This is a genomic window from Fontibacillus phaseoli (assembly GCF_003337355.1).
GTDB classification, from domain to species: domain Bacteria; phylum Bacillota; class Bacilli; order Paenibacillales; family Paenibacillaceae; genus Fontibacillus; species Fontibacillus phaseoli.
In genome coordinates, this window is record NZ_QPJW01000001.1 from 390,333 (window position 1) to 406,783 (window position 16,451).

The 16,451-nt window shown below is 50.6% G+C and carries 17 protein-coding genes and 1 other RNA gene; 17 read left to right on the forward strand and 1 reads right to left on the reverse strand.

The annotated features are described in order from the left end of the window. Positions 1 to 3 precede the first annotated feature (3 nt). The 14 genes from DFP94_RS01820 to rnpB all read left to right on the forward strand — a co-directional run bounded on the left by DFP94_RS01820 (position 4) and on the right by rnpB (position 12,930). Positions 4 to 414: a cytidine deaminase gene (locus tag DFP94_RS01820; protein ID WP_114494732.1), complete on the forward strand. Its 411-nt coding sequence runs from the start codon at positions 4 to 6 to the stop codon at positions 412 to 414. A gap of 41 nt (positions 415 to 455) precedes the next feature. Next, positions 456 to 1,358: a GTPase Era gene (era, locus tag DFP94_RS01825; protein WP_114494733.1), complete on the forward strand. Its 903-nt coding sequence runs from the start codon at positions 456 to 458 to the stop codon at positions 1,356 to 1,358. 139 nt (positions 1,359 to 1,497) lie between these two features. Further along, positions 1,498 to 1,638, forward strand: coding sequence for a YqzL family protein (locus DFP94_RS01830; protein ID WP_114494734.1), 141 nt, complete (start codon positions 1,498 to 1,500; stop codon positions 1,636 to 1,638). A 51-nt stretch (positions 1,639 to 1,689) separates the two neighbouring features. Further along, positions 1,690 to 2,439, forward strand: a complete 750-nt coding sequence (recO, locus tag DFP94_RS01835) for a DNA repair protein RecO (RefSeq protein WP_114494735.1) — start codon at positions 1,690 to 1,692, stop codon at positions 2,437 to 2,439. Between the two features lie 165 nt (positions 2,440 to 2,604). Next, positions 2,605 to 2,766 carry a hypothetical protein gene (locus DFP94_RS25320; protein WP_181872991.1) on the forward strand — a complete coding sequence of 54 codons (162 nt, stop codon included), beginning with the start codon at positions 2,605 to 2,607 and terminating at the stop codon, positions 2,764 to 2,766. Positions 2,767 to 2,795: 29 nt separating this feature from the next. Next, positions 2,796 to 3,683, forward strand: coding sequence for a glycine--tRNA ligase subunit alpha (gene glyQ / locus DFP94_RS01840; RefSeq protein WP_114494736.1), 888 nt, complete (start codon positions 2,796 to 2,798; stop codon positions 3,681 to 3,683). Then, entirely contained in the window at positions 3,676 to 5,754 is a 2,079-nt protein-coding gene (glyS, locus tag DFP94_RS01845; protein ID WP_114494737.1) for a glycine--tRNA ligase subunit beta, read from the forward strand. The genes glyQ and glyS overlap by 8 nt, the downstream gene beginning before the upstream one ends. Positions 5,755 to 6,178: 424 nt before the next feature. Further along, the gene (locus tag DFP94_RS01850) at positions 6,179 to 6,640 is read left to right on the forward strand and encodes a YaiI/YqxD family protein (RefSeq protein WP_114494738.1); all 462 of its coding nucleotides are present in this window, start codon (positions 6,179 to 6,181) and stop codon (positions 6,638 to 6,640) included. A gap of 51 nt (positions 6,641 to 6,691) precedes the next feature. Then, on the forward strand, positions 6,692 to 8,515 hold the full coding sequence (dnaG, locus tag DFP94_RS01855) for a DNA primase (RefSeq protein ID WP_114494739.1): 1,824 nt from the start codon (positions 6,692 to 6,694) through the stop codon (positions 8,513 to 8,515). A gap of 82 nt (positions 8,516 to 8,597) precedes the next feature. Further along, positions 8,598 to 9,728, forward strand: a complete 1,131-nt coding sequence (gene rpoD, locus DFP94_RS01860) for an RNA polymerase sigma factor RpoD (RefSeq protein WP_114494740.1) — start codon at positions 8,598 to 8,600, stop codon at positions 9,726 to 9,728. A gap of 68 nt (positions 9,729 to 9,796) precedes the next feature. Next, entirely contained in the window at positions 9,797 to 10,621 is an 825-nt protein-coding gene (locus DFP94_RS01865) for a hypothetical protein (protein WP_114494741.1), read from the forward strand. Continuing rightward, positions 10,618 to 11,379 (forward strand): tRNA (adenine(22)-N(1))-methyltransferase, encoded by a 762-nt coding sequence (locus DFP94_RS01870; RefSeq protein ID WP_114494742.1) that lies wholly within the window; start codon positions 10,618 to 10,620, stop codon positions 11,377 to 11,379. The genes DFP94_RS01865 and DFP94_RS01870 overlap by 4 nt, the downstream gene beginning before the upstream one ends. After that, complete coding sequence (locus DFP94_RS01875) at positions 11,355 to 12,470, forward strand: Nif3-like dinuclear metal center hexameric protein (RefSeq protein WP_114494743.1); 1,116 nt, start codon at positions 11,355 to 11,357, stop codon at positions 12,468 to 12,470. Before DFP94_RS01870 ends, DFP94_RS01875 begins: the two co-directional genes overlap by 25 nt. A 54-nt stretch (positions 12,471 to 12,524) precedes the next feature. Beyond that, positions 12,525 to 12,930: RNase P RNA component class A (gene rnpB / locus DFP94_RS01880), an RNA gene on the forward strand. 100 nt (positions 12,931 to 13,030) lie between these two features. On the opposite strand, the gene DFP94_RS01885 is transcribed toward rnpB, so the two are convergent. Then, positions 13,031 to 14,908 (reverse strand): S8 family peptidase, encoded by a 1,878-nt coding sequence (locus tag DFP94_RS01885; protein WP_114494744.1) that lies wholly within the window; start codon positions 14,906 to 14,908, stop codon positions 13,031 to 13,033. A 183-nt stretch (positions 14,909 to 15,091) separates the two neighbouring features. On the opposite strand from DFP94_RS01885, the gene DFP94_RS01890 reads away from it, so the two are divergent. The 3 genes from DFP94_RS01890 to DFP94_RS01900 all read left to right on the forward strand — a co-directional run bounded on the left by DFP94_RS01890 (position 15,092) and on the right by DFP94_RS01900 (position 16,407). Continuing rightward, positions 15,092 to 15,610 (forward strand): DUF3907 family protein, encoded by a 519-nt coding sequence (locus DFP94_RS01890; RefSeq protein WP_114494745.1) that lies wholly within the window; start codon positions 15,092 to 15,094, stop codon positions 15,608 to 15,610. Between the two features lie 144 nt (positions 15,611 to 15,754). Beyond that, entirely contained in the window at positions 15,755 to 15,982 is a 228-nt protein-coding gene (locus tag DFP94_RS01895) for a DUF1540 domain-containing protein (protein WP_114495735.1), read from the forward strand. Between the two features lie 29 nt (positions 15,983 to 16,011). Beyond that, a complete protein-coding gene (locus DFP94_RS01900) occupies positions 16,012 to 16,407 on the forward strand; it encodes a hypothetical protein (RefSeq protein WP_114494746.1) in 396 nt (131 codons plus the stop codon). The last annotated feature ends 44 nt before the right edge of the window (positions 16,408 to 16,451 follow it).

Consider the following 16,451-nt stretch of genomic DNA (forward strand, 5'->3'; position numbering starts at 1 on the left):
AAAATGGAAAATAGCGTTTTGCTTCAGGAAGCAATTAAAGCCCGGGCGGCGGCCTACATTCCTTATTCCGGTTTTGGGGTCGGTGCAGCCTTGCTGGATCAGGACGGGCATGTGCATCACGGTTGCAACATAGAAAATGCGGCTTATGCGCCGACTAACTGCGCCGAACGGACGGCGATGTTCCGGGCGATTGCGGATGGCTTGCAGCCAGGAACCTTCAAGGCGTTGGCGGTGGTCGGCGACACGGAAGGGCCGATAGCACCATGCGGCGTTTGCCGTCAGGTAATGCTCGAATTGTGCGGCCCGGAGATGCCGGTTATTCTCGGCAATCTGAAGGGCGATATCCTTGAAACGACCGTAGGGAAACTGCTACCTCATTATTTCAGTTCCTCTAATTTAAACGAGAAAAAATAAGATTGGCTGGAGAAACCATCTGTACGGAAAGGACTAACAACATGGCAAAAAACAAATTTAAATCCGGCTTTGTAGCGATCGTCGGCCGGCCGAATGTCGGTAAATCCACTTTGATGAATCAGATTATCGGTCAGAAAATCGCGATTATGTCGGACAAACCGCAAACGACGCGGAATAAAATTCACGGCGTATATACCTCAGAGGAGATGCAGGTAGTTTTCCTGGATACGCCAGGCATCCATAAACGCCAGTCCAAGCTCGGCGATTACATGAACACAACGGCATTCAACACGCTGGGAGAAGTCGAAGCGGTACTCTTTTTGGTGGATACGGCAGAGGGGCTGGGCGGCGGCGACCGTTTTATTATCGAACGGCTGAAGGATATTCGTACTCCCGTAATTCTTGTGCTGAACAAAATCGACCGCATTCAGCCGGAAGAATTGCTGCCGATTATCGAGGAGTACCGGAAACTATACGACTTTGCGGAAATCGTCCCGATTTCGGCAAAGCTGGGAAATAACGTGAATACGCTGCTGGAACAAATCGGCAAATATTTGCCGGAAGGCCCGCAATATTACCCCGAAGATCAAGTTACGGATCATCCGGAGCAGTTCGTCTGCGCGGAGCTCATTCGCGAGAAAATTTTGCATCTGACCCGGGAAGAAGTACCGCATTCCATTGCCGTAACCATCGAAGATATGCGGGTGGAGGATAATGGAGTCGTTTATATATCGGCTGTTATATTCGTGGAGCGAGATTCGCAGAAAGGAATCATCATCGGAAAACAGGGGTCCCTGCTCAAAGAAATCGGGAAGCTGGCCAGACATGACATTGAAAATTTGCTGGGCTCCAAGATATTCCTGGAGCTTTGGGTCAAAGTAAAGAAAGACTGGCGCAATCAAGAGCGGATTTTAAAGGACTTGGGTTTCCACAAAGATTTCTGATTTGAGTGTGGGCCTGCGAAAGAATCGCAAGATCAGCCGTTTTTATACTGGGAGTTATTGCAACGCATAGTTCGGGTTCACCCGCACATCCTATTCTTTGAAGATGCACGCGTCATTTCCGAAGAAAGGGTGAATACGAATGCGAGATTTTTCGTGGAAGTATTTTGCAATGACTGGAGATGTCGATGCTTATTTGTTGTACAAAGAAGCCGCCGGCAATTCCGACGAAGAGGCCGCAGCGGCCGAAGAACTGCTTATTCAGGAGGAGCAAGCGGAGTGAGCATTTTATGAAATACCTCGAATGAAATAGGCGAGGCTTGGGGGAAGAGACATGCTATACAGGGTGGAGGGAATCGTCATCCGCAGCATGGACTACGGCGAGGGCAACAAAATCATTACGCTTTGCACGGAGTCCCATGGGAAAATCGGGGTGCTGGTGCGCGGAGCGAAGAAAGTGAAAAGCCGTCATGCGGCGCTTACCCAGCTTTTTACTTTTGGGGAATTTGCTTTTTTTCGTCAAAACAGCGGTCTGGGTACGTTGAATTCAGGTGAGATTATCGAATCTCACTTTTCTTTACGTGAGGATCTGTATCTGGCCGCCTATGCTTCCTATGCATGCGAGTTGCTTGACAAGACGCTGCAGGATGAAGAGGTAGGAAGCTTTTGGTTCACGCAACTGAAGGCTTGCCTGGAGGGACTGACTGCCGGAAAAGATCCGCAGGTTGTCATTCATCTGTTTGAAATGAAGATCCTGCAGGCGGCTGGCTACGGACCTTCATTTGAAAGCTGTATCTCTTGCGGGCGGGTAGACGATTCGGGCGCAGTCAGCCCCCGCTTGGGGGGCAGGTTATGCCGAGCTTGTCGGCATCACGATCCCGCAGCGCTGCAACTTTCGCCGGGAAGTCTTAAACTATTGACCCTTTTTGAAAAAATGGATCTGAGAAGACTGGGCAATATCGAAGTGAAGGATGCCACAAAGGGGGAACTGAAAGCCGTGATGCGCGCCTTTATAGATATGCAGCTTGGACTTAAGCTTAAATCCCGTCAATTTTTAGACCAACTGGACAAGTATGAGATTTGACGAACGTCCTAAATTCATTTATCATAGATCATAATTTCTCCTTACAAGGAGACCCATGCGTTGAACGGGAAAAGTAGTGAGTTCTTAACCGAAACTCAGCGATCCGGGGAAAGTGGAAGCCCGGAGTGAAGAACACATGAAACGGCACCTCGGGAGCGTGGGAAAATGAATCGTGAAAAGCGGATTTGCGTTTATGCCGGTCTTGACCGGTGTTTAACAAATCAAGTAGGGTGGAACCGCGGGACATCGCTCTCGTCCCTACGTCTGGCAGCAGGCGTAGGCGGCGGGGCTTTTTTGTGTCTTCGTATCGTCTTTTCGCTGAGCTGACACATACAACGGTAAAGGAGATATGGTTCATGAATTTTCAAAATATGATTTTGACTCTGCAGCAGTTCTGGGCGGAACAAAACTGCATCGTGGTTCAGCCTTATGACGTGGAGAAGGGCGCGGGTACGCTAAATCCGATGACATTCTTGCGCTCGATCGGGCCTGAACCTTGGAATGTGGCTTATGTGGAGCCTTCCCGCCGTCCGGCGGACGGCCGTTACGGGGAGAACCCGAACCGCCTGTATCAGCATCACCAGTTTCAGGTGATTTTAAAGCCGTCGCCCGATAATATTCAGGAGATTTATCTTGAGAGCCTGAAGCGGCTTGGCATTAATCCTTTGGAGCACGACATCCGCTTTGTCGAAGATAACTGGGAACATCCGGGGCTTGGTGCCTGGGGATTGGGTTGGGAAGTTTGGCTCGACGGGATGGAAATTACGCAGTTCACCTATTTTCAGCAAGTTGGCGGGATCGAGACCCATCCGGTCGCCGTGGAAATTACCTATGGAATGGAACGCCTTGCTTCATATATTCAGGATAAAGAAAATGTATTCGATCTGGAATGGGTCGAAGGTATAAGTTATGGGGATGTATTTCATCAGGCTGAGTATGAACATTCGAAATATACATTTGAAATTTCCGATGTAAAAATGCTGTTTACCCTGTTCAATATGTATGAGCAGGAAGCCGGCAAAGCAATGGAACAGCATCTCGTTTTCCCGGCTTACGATTATGTTCTGAAGTGTTCGCATACCTTCAACCTGCTTGACGCCCGCGGGGCGATCAGTGTGACGGAACGGACGGGTTACATTACCCGGGTGCGGAATTTGGCGCGTCAGGTGGCGGCTACGTATTTGGAAGAACGCGAAAAGCTCGGACTTCCGATGCTGCTGAAAGGAGGTGCTGTCCGTGACTAAGGATCTGTTGTTTGAAATCGGGATGGAAGAAATGCCGGCACGCTTTATTCGCGCTGCCATGGAGCAATTGAAGCAGCGGCTGGAAAAATGGCTGGAGGAATCAGTGATTCGGCATGGTGCGGTTGCGAGCTACGCAACGCCTCGCCGTTTGGCTGTACTGGTAAAAGACGTGGCGGAAAAACAGGAAGACGTTCATGAGGAAGTGAAAGGACCCTCCCGCAAAATCGCTTTAGACGAGAATGGGGAATGGAGCAAAGCCGCGCTTGGGTTTGCGCGCAGCCAAGGAGTCGATCCGGCACTGTTTACGTTCAGGGAACTGGCTGGCACGGAGTACATTTATGTCAGCAAAAGCCATGCAGGCGTTGAGACGAAATCCATCATTGCAGAAGGACTGCAAGACATCCTGCATGCGATGAATTTTCCGAAGAATATGCGCTGGGGCAGCTACGATTTTAAATTCGTGCGTCCGATCCGCTGGATGGTGGCTCTGTTCGGAGATCAAATCATCGACCTGGAAGTCGCCGGTGTAAAATCGGGTAACGTGACGAGAGGACATCGTTTTCTCGGCCAGGATACGGCCATCTCCGAACCATCGGCATATGTGGAATCTTTGCGTGCTCAGCATGTAATCGCGGACGTTAACGAACGGGAACGGATGATCAGTGAACAGATCAAAGCATTGGCCGAGGAAAAGGGCTGGAATATTGCGGTTAAGGATGATTTGCTGGAAGAAGTTCTGTTCCTGGTCGAAACGCCTACTGCGTTGTTCGGCAAATTCGAGGAGTCGTTCCTGAATATTCCCCAGGAAGTGCTAATTACCTCGATGCGTGAGCATCAGCGTTATTTCCCGGTATTAAACGAACAAGGTGCTTTACTGCCATTCTTTGTAACCGTACGGAACGGGGATGCGCATTCGCTCGACGTCATCGCCAGAGGAAATGAAAAGGTGCTTCGCGCCCGTCTGTCCGACGCTAAATTTTTCTATGAGGAAGACCAGAAGCTGGCCATTAAGGACGCGCTTTCGAAGCTGGAGAGCATCGTGTTCCACGAAGAGCTTGGAACCGTCGGAGACAAGGTTCGCCGGATTCGCCGCAATGCGGAAAAATTGTCCGACCTGCTGCGCATTGACACGGGAACTGCTGAAGCAATCAGCCGCACCGCGGAAATTTGCAAATTCGACCTGGTTACACAAATGGTTTATGAATTCCCTGAACTGCAAGGCGTCATGGGAGAAGATTATGCGCATAAAGCTGGAGAATCCGAGGCGGTGGCAAAAGGGATCTTTGAACACTACCAGCCTCGCTTCTCCGGAGATGACGCACCAAGCTCGGATGTTGGCTCCATCGTTAGCATCGCGGATAAAATCGATACGATTGCGGGCTGCTTCTCCATCGGTATTATTCCGACCGGCTCGCAGGATCCTTACGGACTTCGCCGCCAGGCTGCCGGTATTGCCCAGATTATTCTGGAACATAAACTTTCAGTCCGGCTTAGCGATATTTTCGCTATTGCCCTAGATACGCATCAGCATTTCCATGAGCTGAAACGGACCAAGGAAGAAATCATGAAAGACTTGATGGAGTTCTTTGGCCTGCGCGTCCGAAAGACACTGTCCGACAGTTTCCGTTATGACGTAGTCGATGCCGTTATGGCTGCCGGTTATGATGATGTCGTTTCCGTTGTAGACCGCGGCGCCGCTTTGATGGCCGCTGTCCAAGAGCGGGACGACTTCAAAACGACCGTCGAATCTTTCGGACGGGTCAGCAATTTGGCGGCGAAGGCTTCAGCGGCCAAAGTACGGTCCGATCTGCTCGGCGATCCGGCAGAACGAGTGCTTTATGATACATGGCGCAGGGTTGCGGATGAATACCGGAAATTGCTGGATAGCCGGAACGGGGCAGAGGCATTGCGGCAGCTTGGTGAGTTGAAAGAAACCATCACGGTATTTTTTGATGCGGTCATGGTTATGGCTGAGGATGAGGAAATCCGTACGAATCGTCTTGCCTTGCTGGCAGCGATCGATCAGGATTTGAAGGCATTCGCCGATTTCAGCAAACTAGTTTGGGCATAATATATGAGGAAGTTCACCTTCTCGGTGCTGAAAAGCCGGTTTTTAAACCTAATTAAGATGAGGTAGTTCAAAATCCGGGGTTTGATCGCAATGTAATTCGGAGGAGCGTATTTGTGATCGCGAAGTAGTTAGCAGCCGTTAAATACGGAACTGGATGAATGAATTAGCTGGAAAACCTCCAGCTAATTCAAGCTTGTATGGCCGCATGAAGCAATTTGATGGAAAACCTCCAGCTAATTCTGTTCTTTCGGCGGGAATTTGGCATTAGGGCTCGAATTAACGGGAGGTTTTCCAGTTAATATGGGATGTTGAGGGGAAAAGGCCGAAATAGCTGGAGCTTTTCCAGTTATTTAATGAGGCAGAGAGCGGCGGGAGTCGTTCATCTTATAAAGCCGGGAGTCCGGCGAAAGGGAGTGGGAGTCTCTTGAATTCGCGAATAGTCGTTGACGGCGACTCCTGTCCCGTTAAGACGGAAATTATGGAAGCGGCTCGTCGTTACGATGTCGGGGTCCTCATGGTTTCATCGTACGATCATGTCCTTCGCGGGAGCGAGGGGGTAGAGATCGTTCAAGTGGACAGGAGCCAGCAGAGCGCCGATCTGTATATTGCCAATCATATCGCCAGGGGCGACATTGTCGTCACGCAGGATTATGGACTTGCGGCATTGGCGATTGCCAAATCATGCAGAACTTTGTCTCCCCGGGGCGAAATCTTTCACCCGGGGAATATTGATTATTTGTTGGAACGCCGCCATCATCATGCCAAGGCACGGCGCGGGGGCCGATATTTCAAAGGCCCGAAGCCTTTTACCGACGAGGATCGGCTGCATTTTACAGGAGTCTTGTTAAAACTTTTGCGAGATATGCAGGAGAATGTACAATTTTAGCGAATTATTATTTACGTGTAATGCGTCTTAAGAAAGATGAAGGTGGTTTAGATGAGTACCGGACGAGGAAGCATTCCGGAGGAAGTCATCGAAGCAGTCTTGCGGCAGCATGATATCGTCGACACGGTCGGCAAGCACGTTCATCTGACTAAACAGGGCAAATATATGAAAGGGTTATGTCCGTTTCATTCGGAGAAGACCCCTTCGTTCACGGTGACGCCCGAACGGCAAATTTTTCATTGTTACGGCTGCGGCAAAGGTGGAAACGCCATTAAGTTTCGGATGGAAATCGAGGGGCTTACTTTTCCCGAAGCGGTAAGAATGATGGCTGAAGAAGCGCATATCCCGTACGATTTCGGTATGGGAAGTTCGGGAGACTCGCCGCGCAATCTGGAGTTGGAACAACAGCTGCAGGCTCACGAATGGACTTCCAAGCTGTATCATTTCCTGCTAAAAAATACGGAACACGGCAAACCGGCCATGGACTATCTAAAATCCAGAGGGTTTACCGACAAAGCCATCGACACGTTCCAAATCGGCTATGCGCCGGCACGATGGGATACGCTCGTTCAGTTTTTGGAGAAGCGATCCTTTGATCTCGGAACGATGGAGAAGGGCGGTTTATTGTCCGCAAAGCAGGATGGTACCGGCTACGTTGATCGTTTCCGCGATCGGGTGATATTTCCGTTGCACAATCGGAACGGCAAGGTCATCGCTTTGGCCGGAAGGGTGCTCGGGGAAGGCCAACCCAAGTATTTGAATTCTCCCGAAAGTAAGCTGTTCAGCAAAAGCCGGACGCTGTACAATCTTCATCAGGCAAAGTCGGAGATCAGAAAATCCCGGCAGATTATTCTGTTTGAAGGGTACGGAGACGTCATCAGCGCATGGGAAGCTGGCGTTCACAACGGAGTGGCCACGATGGGGACGGCATTGACCGAAAGCCATGCGGCCATGATGAGGGGACTCGCTGACGAGATTATCGTCTGTTACGACGGGGATAATGCAGGACAAGCCGCTGCTCTCAAGAGCATTCCGATTCTGGAATCCATCGGCTTTAACACCAAAATTGCCCTGCTAAGCGAAGGGCTGGACCCGGATGAATTTATTCAGAAGTACGGAGCTGAACGGTTCAGGCATCAAGTGTTGGATGGGGCTGTTTCATCCGTCAAATTTAAGCTTATATATCTGAAAAAAAACCATATACTGCTAGAGGAAGACGGAAAGGTCGCTTACATCAAAGATGCGCTCGAAGTGATAGCACCCTTGCCGTCGCCAACGGAGCGGGAGATTTATTTGAAGGAAATGTCTGCCGACCTTCAGGTGTCTTTTGACAGCTTGAAGCAGGAATGCAACGAAATGCGCCAGGCTATGCAAAAAAACATACCTATGGGGGATAATACGGCCAAAAGGTGGAATAATGGTAGGCATAAAAAGGGGCAGGCGTCCATGCCGGTTCTGCTGCCCGCTTATCATGTTGCGGAACGTAGGCTGCTTTCCTTTATGCTACAAGATGACGAAGTCGCCCGGTATGTGGGCGATCGTCTCGGGGACAGCTTTAATATCGATGAACATGCAGCGATTGCTGCTTATCTATACGCCTATTATGCGCAGGGAAAAGACCCGGATGCCAGCCGGTTCATTTCATCGCTTCAGGATGAACGGTTGGAGCAAACCGTCATTTCCATCGCCATGATGGATACGCCTGTAGAGTGGAGCACGCAGGAGCTGGATGATTGTATCCGGGAAATCCAAAAGGTACCGCTACAAGTTCAAATCAAACGCAAGAAAGAAGAAATGGTATCGGCTGAGCGGGCCGGGGATTTTTTGCGTGCGGCACAAATTGCAAGTGAGATTATTGCCCTAGAGAGACAGTAGAAGTGCGTGTTCAAAAGCTGCTTTTGAACAACCTCGAGAAGGATGGACTTTCGGATGTTTCTAGGGAGGAGGGAGCCAGGAAATGACGAATGATCAGCATACGGAACTAGAATCGGAACTAACCCTGGATCAGGTGAAGGATCGTCTGATTGAGCAAGGAAAAAAGAGGTCTTCATTAACCTATAAAGAAATCATGGAGAAGCTCTCCCCTTTCGAGCAGGATCCAGAGCAGATGGACGAGTTTTTTGAACATTTAGCTGATATGGGCATTGACATCACCAATGACAGTGATGAAGAGCTGACGAGACGGAATAATGAAGAGGAGGGGCGCGAAGGCGGCGATGAGTTCACATTTGAAGATGATCTCACACTGCCTCCCGGCATTAAAATCAATGACCCGGTTCGGATGTATTTGAAGGAAATTGGTCGTGTGCCATTGCTATCGGCTGATGACGAAATGGAGCTGGCCAAACGAATCGAGAACGGGGACGAGGAAGCCAAACGCCGTCTGGCCGAAGCGAATCTGCGCCTTGTGGTCAGCATTGCCAAACGGTACGTGGGCCGCGGTATGCTGTTTCTCGATTTGATTCAGGAAGGCAATATGGGCCTTATTAAAGCGGTTGAGAAATTTGACCACAAAAAGGGCTTTAAATTCAGTACTTATGCCACCTGGTGGATTCGCCAAGCCATTACGCGCGCCATTGCCGATCAGGCAAGAACGATCCGGATTCCGGTGCATATGGTCGAAACGATCAATAAGCTGATTCGGGTTTCCCGTCAGCTCCTGCAGGAGTTGGGGCGCGAACCGACGCCGGAAGAAATTGCGGCGGAGATGGAACTCAGCGTTGAAAAAGTACGAGAAATTATGAAAATTGCTCAAGAGCCGGTATCGCTTGAAACTCCGATCGGGGAAGAAGACGACTCCCACCTCGGCGACTTTATCGAAGACCAGGAAGCTTTGGCGCCTGCCGATGCTGCTGCGTACGAACTTCTGAAAGAACAACTGGAGGATGTCCTTGATACGCTTACGGAACGCGAAGAGAATGTGCTTCGCCTGCGTTTCGGGTTGGATGACGGCCGAACGAGGACGCTGGAGGAAGTCGGCAAGGTGTTCGGCGTAACGAGGGAGAGAATTCGCCAGATCGAGGCGAAGGCGCTCCGCAAGTTACGGCATCCGAGCCGCAGCAAACGGCTGAAGGACTTCCTCGAATAAGCGAAAGACTCCCGACCTTCTGCAGCCAAGCAGCAAGGTCTTTTTTTTCACAGAAAGAAGGTGAAGCCTTGGAACGTGACAAAAGGGAAATCATATTACGAGAAATCGGCCAATGGCGGCGAAGCCGGCTGCTGCCGGAACATTACTGCGATTTCCTTGAAAATTTGTACCGGGACGAAAAGGCCGAGCCCCCGCGCAGCTTATTCTCCCTGGGATCATTACAGCAGGGAAGCTGGAAAGTATGGCTTCTTTCTTTTGGATTAATTTCCTTCTTTTTCTTTATTGTTTTTTATTTTAGCTTTTTTCCCTGGCCATTGCAAATGGGAACGGCACTGCTTGTTACTTCAAGCTGTTATGCCGCTTCGGGCTATTACCGCCATAAACGACCGACTTTTTCTCTGGTAATGGCAGGAGCGGGAAGCCTGCTGCTGTTGGGTATGGGAAGCTGGATTATAAACCTGCAGGGCTGGACGGGAGATGCGGCGACTATCTTGCTGATTGCCGGGTGCGGTACCATTTGGTTATTGTCGGGAGTATTTCTCCAATTCGGCATTTTGGATTATTGCGGCTTTGCATGCGTGATTTTACTGTATGCCTTTTTCTTTGGGCGTTTGCATCCGCAGGCGTCGTGGGGGATGCTCCAGTTGCTTTGGTTGCCGCTAAGCCTCGGGTTATTTTGGTTGACGTGGCTAAGCCATCATCGACTAAAACGGCTGGCCAGAGTTTGTTTTGCGGCATCGCTTACGCTGTGGTTTATGCCTGAGGCTGATGCACTTCTATTGAGGCAGCAATCTGCGCAAGGGATGGAACTGTTGATTTTGCTGAAAATTATTGCAGCATTTGCATTATTGTTTCTACTTAGAAAAAAATGGGTGGTGTGGTTGTCATCATGAAACTTTCAGCTAGATTACAGCATATAGCGGACCGGCTTCCGTCGGGGTGCAGGTTTGCGGATATCGGCTCCGATCATGCTTTACTTCCCGTATATGCAGTACAAAGCGGACAGGCTTGCTTTGCCGTGGCAGGCGAAGTGAACGAGGGTCCTTTGGAGGCTGCGAAGCGGCAGGTTGCCGAAGCGGGAGAGGGCAAGCGGGTGTCTGTCCGAAAAGGGAACGGTCTCGCCGTCATCGCGCCGGGAGAAGTGGATGCCGTCACAATTGCCGGCATGGGCGGAGCTTTGATCGTCTCCATCCTGTCGGCTGGAATCGATAAATTGGAGGGAGTTACCCGTCTGGTGCTTCAGCCTAATGTCGGTGAAGACCTCGTGCGGCGCTGGCTGTTTTCTAATGGCTGGTATTTGACGGAAGAAGTCATTTTGGAGGAAGACGGTAAAATTTACGAGATTCTGACGGCGGAGAGAAGCCCGTCCGCAAGCGATTTAAACGATAAGCTGTATGAAGAACGTCCCATTCCCGGCAGCACGAATTCTTTTACCAAGGAATTGCTCCTGCTGATGGGGCCCCGCTTGACGCAACAGCCAAATGAAGCATGGTTTGCCAAATGGGAATCGGAGATCGAGAAACTGGATAAGATCATATTTTCGGTGGCGGCTTCCAAACAAGAGGCAGCCCGTGAAAAAGAAGAGGTGCTATTTAATCTTTCCAATCAGTATAAGGAGGTGCTGGCATGCTTGCAAAAGGCCAAACCGTAATTCAGTACATGGAGCAGCTTGCCCCCAAGCATGTAGCGATGGAGGATGACAAGATCGGCCTTCAGCTCGGCAGTTTGCAAAAAGAAATTACGGGCGTTCTGACGGCGCTTGACGTGAACGAGCAGGTGGCCGACGAGGCCATCGCCCGCGGGGCGAATCTCATTATCGCCCACCATGCGATCATTTATCGTCCGCTCCGGAATCTGCAAAGCGATTCGCCGATGGGCAAAGTATACGAAAAGCTGATCAAGCATGATATCGCTGTCTATGTGGCGCATACGAATCTTGATGTGACCGAGGGTGGAATGAACGATTGGATGGCGGAAGTGCTCGGGATCGAGAGCAGTGCGCCTGTGGAAGATATTCATACCGACAATTTGTACAAGTTGGTTGTATTCGTGCCGAAGGATCATCATCAGCGTGTGCTGGACGCGGTTTTGAATGCTGGGGCGGGTGCTATCGGCAACTACAGCCATTGCAGTTTTAATATCGAGGGCTACGGCACCTTCGTTCCCGGTGAAGGCACTGAACCATATATTGGAAAGGAAGGACGGATGGAGAAAGCGGAAGAAATACGGATCGAAACGGTCGTACCGCAAAGTATTCGCAGCAAAGTGATCCAGGCGATGCTAAAAAGCCATCCGTATGAAGAGGTAGCCTATGATTTGTACCCCATGGATCTGAAGGGCCGGACCTTTGGATTGGGAAGAGTGGGTAAGCTGCAAGAGTCTGTTACGCTTGAACAGTTCGTGCAGCGAGTGAAAGAAAAACTTGATGTGCCTGCCGTGCGGGTTGTCGGGGATTTGAGCCGCCAGATCAAAAAGGCGGCGGTGATCGGCGGCTCGGGAGGCGGTTACTGGAGAGCGGCTATGTTCAAAGGGGCGGATGTATTGGTCACTGGCGATATTGATTACCATACCGCCCAGGATGCAGAAATGGCGGGATTAACACTAATCGATCCCGGCCACAACGCCGAAAAAATCATGAAGTCCCGCGTGGCCGACTGGCTCCGGGAAAAACTCCAGGAAAGCAGGTACGACACGAAGGTTTTTCCTTCCGAAGTCCACACAGAGCCGTTTACCTTCCTGTAGATTCCTACTTGTGATTACGAGCTAATCGCTGTATACTATCAAGTGTTGCCTTCGAAAGTTTGACAGACAATCGCCGGCGGCTTTATGCCGCGGGAGGAAAGTCCGGGCTCCATAGGGCAGGGTGCTGGATAACGTCCAGTCGGCGCGAGCCGAAGGATAGTGCCACAGAAATGGACCGCCGATGGCCGCTGCAAAGCGTGCACAGGCAAGGATGGAACCGAGGTGTAAGAGACCCCGAGGAACGCTGGTGACTTCGTTCCTGGTAAACCCCATCTGGAGCAAGACCTAATGGGACGCAGCTTCTTCGCGAAGCAGCCTTAGCCCGAGGCGCGTCCGGGTTGGTCGCTGGAGCCGCCCAGTAATGTGCGGCCTAGATAGATGATTGTCGCTCAAAAGCGGGAGGGTAGTTCCCGTCATTACCGCAAAGAGTACAGAACCCGGCTTACGGCAAACTTTCTTCACTGCAACTTTTGTCATGTTTGCAATGAACCTTGAAATGTTATTTCTTGAGAAATCGTAAAAACGGTTGGATGAGGACTTTCCTCCATCCAACCGTTTTTTTATTTGGCTTTATCCAAAATCCCGTTCATTTTACGCTGCATGGCCTGGGGCCAGAATTGCAGCGGAGCTTGATTGCCTCTCGCGGCTTCCAGCGCCGAAAATACGTCGATTTGCCCGTATCCGAAATATTTGTCATGACCCGAATCCCCGAGATCGATAACGTTGGAACGGATAATATCCATGACCTCCGTATTTTTCAGGTCCGGATTCACTGAACGGATTAGGGCCGCCAGGGCCGATACATGGGGACTTGCCATCGATGTGCCGGACAAGGCGGCATACTGGTTGTCGGGATAGGTGCTGGCGATACTTTCGCCCGGCGCCATCACGTCGACGTAATCGCCGTAGTTGGAAAAGGATGCCCGCTGAAGATGATAGTCCGTCGCCGAGACGGACAAGACCTCCGGATAGGCGGCGGGGTAACCCGGGCGTTCCGTATTGTCGTTCCCCGTCGCGGCGATCAGCACGACGTCGCGGTCATAAGCATACTTGATCGCCTCGTGCAGAAACTGGGCATCCGCATAGTTGCCGAGGCTCATGTTGATGACTTTGGCGCCGTGATCGGTCGCCCAGATGATCCCCTGCGCGACGGAATAGGTCGTTCCGGACCCGGTGCCGTCGAGCGCTTTTACGGGCAGAATCTTGCCTCCCCACATCATCCCGGCGATACCTTCGCTATTATTCACGTTGGCGGAAATGATACCGGCAACATGCGTGCCGTGTCCAACGTCATCAAGTGGCTCGTCTCCCGTCGAGACAACGTTGTATCCCGGCAGCAGCCTGCCTTTGAGATCGGGATGCTTCAGATCGACTCCTGTGTCTACGACCGCGACGATGACGTCGTCACTGCCCTTGGACAGTTTCCAGCCCCGATTGGTCTCAATGATCGGCAGATTCCACTGGTATTCGGAAAACAGCAAATCATTGGGGATTTCCGGGCTTTCTTCGGACGAACTCATTTCGTCTTCATTGGTCATGTATAGATAGTGTGGCTCCACATAATTCGGTTTCCAATTTTTTTTGAAATAGGATCTAAGCTGTTTCATGTCCATCGTTTCAGAAGCGAAAATATAGGTATTGCCGATATTTCTTGCAGGTTTACAGCGAAGATCACCCTCGATCTTTTCCATTTCAGCGGCAGAGGGCGCCTGGGCGAAAGTAACGACGATTTCGTTCTCGTAGTAATGGCTGGCTTTTTCGTTGTCATGGCCGGTTTTAACGGTAATGTCATGCAGGGTATCGGTATGTACCGATTCCACTTTGTATTTTCCTTCTTTGGGATACGGGATCAGGCGCAGATTTTTGTGCTGATGATCCTGTACCCGTTTCAGGATCGCCATATCCATGACGGCAATCATGCCGTGTTTCCCTCCCGGGGCGGGTTCCGCCGCCACAACGTATTTCGGATTTCCCTGTGGAAAGGCGGGAGATTCGTAGGAATGTCCTTTGCGGAGCGATTTCCGGGCAAAGTTCAAATAAATGTCCAATTGTTTTTGCTCTCCCGCTTCCATTTTGAACTGGGTACTCCGGAATTCCTGTTCTTTCTCGCCGGAGAACCAGCGCAAGGAAGGAAATTGCTTATGGTCTTTTTGCAGGTTGCCCGCGTCTTCCGGGATGACTCCCGGCCGTGCGGAAGCATATGCATCGGCAAGCTTGCGGAGATGCTTTTTGGCGTCAAGCCTGGCAAGGCGTTCAGTCGCAGTCATATCGCGCTTAAGCATCGCTTGCTTCAGCTTTTGTTCCTGCCCCGCTCCTTTAACGGAATTGATTTCGGTTTGCCGGCTGGAAGGGCGTTCGGGCGAGTCCGGTATCAAGGTGTAAAGCGTCGCTGCGGCGGCACCCATTAGGGCCAGCGCGGCCCATCTTTGCCATCTCATGACTTTCCTCCTTTGCAGAATACAACGATAGGCATAGAATGAGGTGAAACCGGACGTTTTATTCTGGAATCTTTGCCTGGAGGATACCGCTTTCAGCTGTTTTATGTTACGATGAATCCGTTAAAGGACAAACTACAAAATGCCGGAATCTGACGGCTCACGGAAGAGGGAGAGTTGTAATTCATGTCACAACGAAACATCCAGCAACTGTGCGTATCCGCGAAAGAACAATTAAGTACCGCGATCGGTAAAATGGAAACTTTTTTAAATCATACTCCGTTGCAACAGCTGGCTGAAGGGCAGGATGAAGAAACGATTCTTTTTTACCAGGGTTATTTATGTGATCTTCGGCATTTGCTTGTATTTTCGGAAGTGTGTAAGGAAAAGCTGGGAATCGTGCTGCGCCGGGGGACTTTTGACCAGGAATCTGCGGAAAAGGTGCTCTACCAGGTTTATCATGATTGCGTGAACCGTTTTTTCTATCCGAAAAATGAAAGTTACTCCGAGGACGGGCGGTATGCTTATACGGGCCAGGACGCCATCCGATTCCGCAAAAAGCCGGTTCGTGCGGCAAGGGACCTGATTTTGGATATCACCGGGGAGTTCGAAGAACTTCGTGACGCATTGTCATATTACGAAAGCGATTATTTAACGCAGCTTCGGATGCGGAAAAGTCAGGATAAACCCGCTTACAACCAATAAATAGTTCAAAGTTCAAAGGATGCCAAATGGCATCTTTTTTGTTTTCTTGGGTCCCGCTTTGAGGGGGATTTGCTTCGATTTGACAATGCGTAACCCGCATACGGTTACTGAGGTCCGGAGAAAATGAATTGTGAGGTGATCAAAATGCCAAATGGCGACAAACCCATAGTCAAATGCAGCGTATCGAATTGTACCTATTGGGGCGAGAAGAACGTCTGCCAAGCCGACCTGATCATGATCGACATCGATCAGCACGCCGACAAGAGCTATAACGCCGAATTTGCAGGAGAATCTTTTGATACCGAGCATAAGGACACTGCCGCTTCGTCTTCCGCAACTTGCTGTCATACCTTTAAGGCGAAATCGTCTTAAAACGGAGACCTAAATCAGGAGGTGCTGAGATGACTGATCGTACCAAGGAAAAACGAAACCATCCCGTGTCCTCAAAGAAACGAGTCGATTATCCGCGAAAAACCCACCAGGAAGAGTATGCGGCCGAAGTAGTGCCGATGAACACTGTGAACCGGGATGTCCGGAGAGAACGGCGGAAATCTGACGATACCCGCATCGAACGCTCTGACAGCGGAACAGCGACGGCGGGGAGAACGGTCGGGTATATAGGAGTCGGATTCGGGATCGCCGCGCTGTTTATGTGGTCCATTATATTGGGGCCACTGGCAGCCGTAATGGGATTTTACGCCTACAGCCAGGGAAATAAAACTTCCGGTGCCTGGGCGATCGGCCTCGGAGTTGTCGCTACCCTAAGCTATTTCGTTCTCATTCCCTTTACCCGTTAAAAGCTTGCTCAAGGTCACCCATTCCCAGGCCGGCGTCGATGACG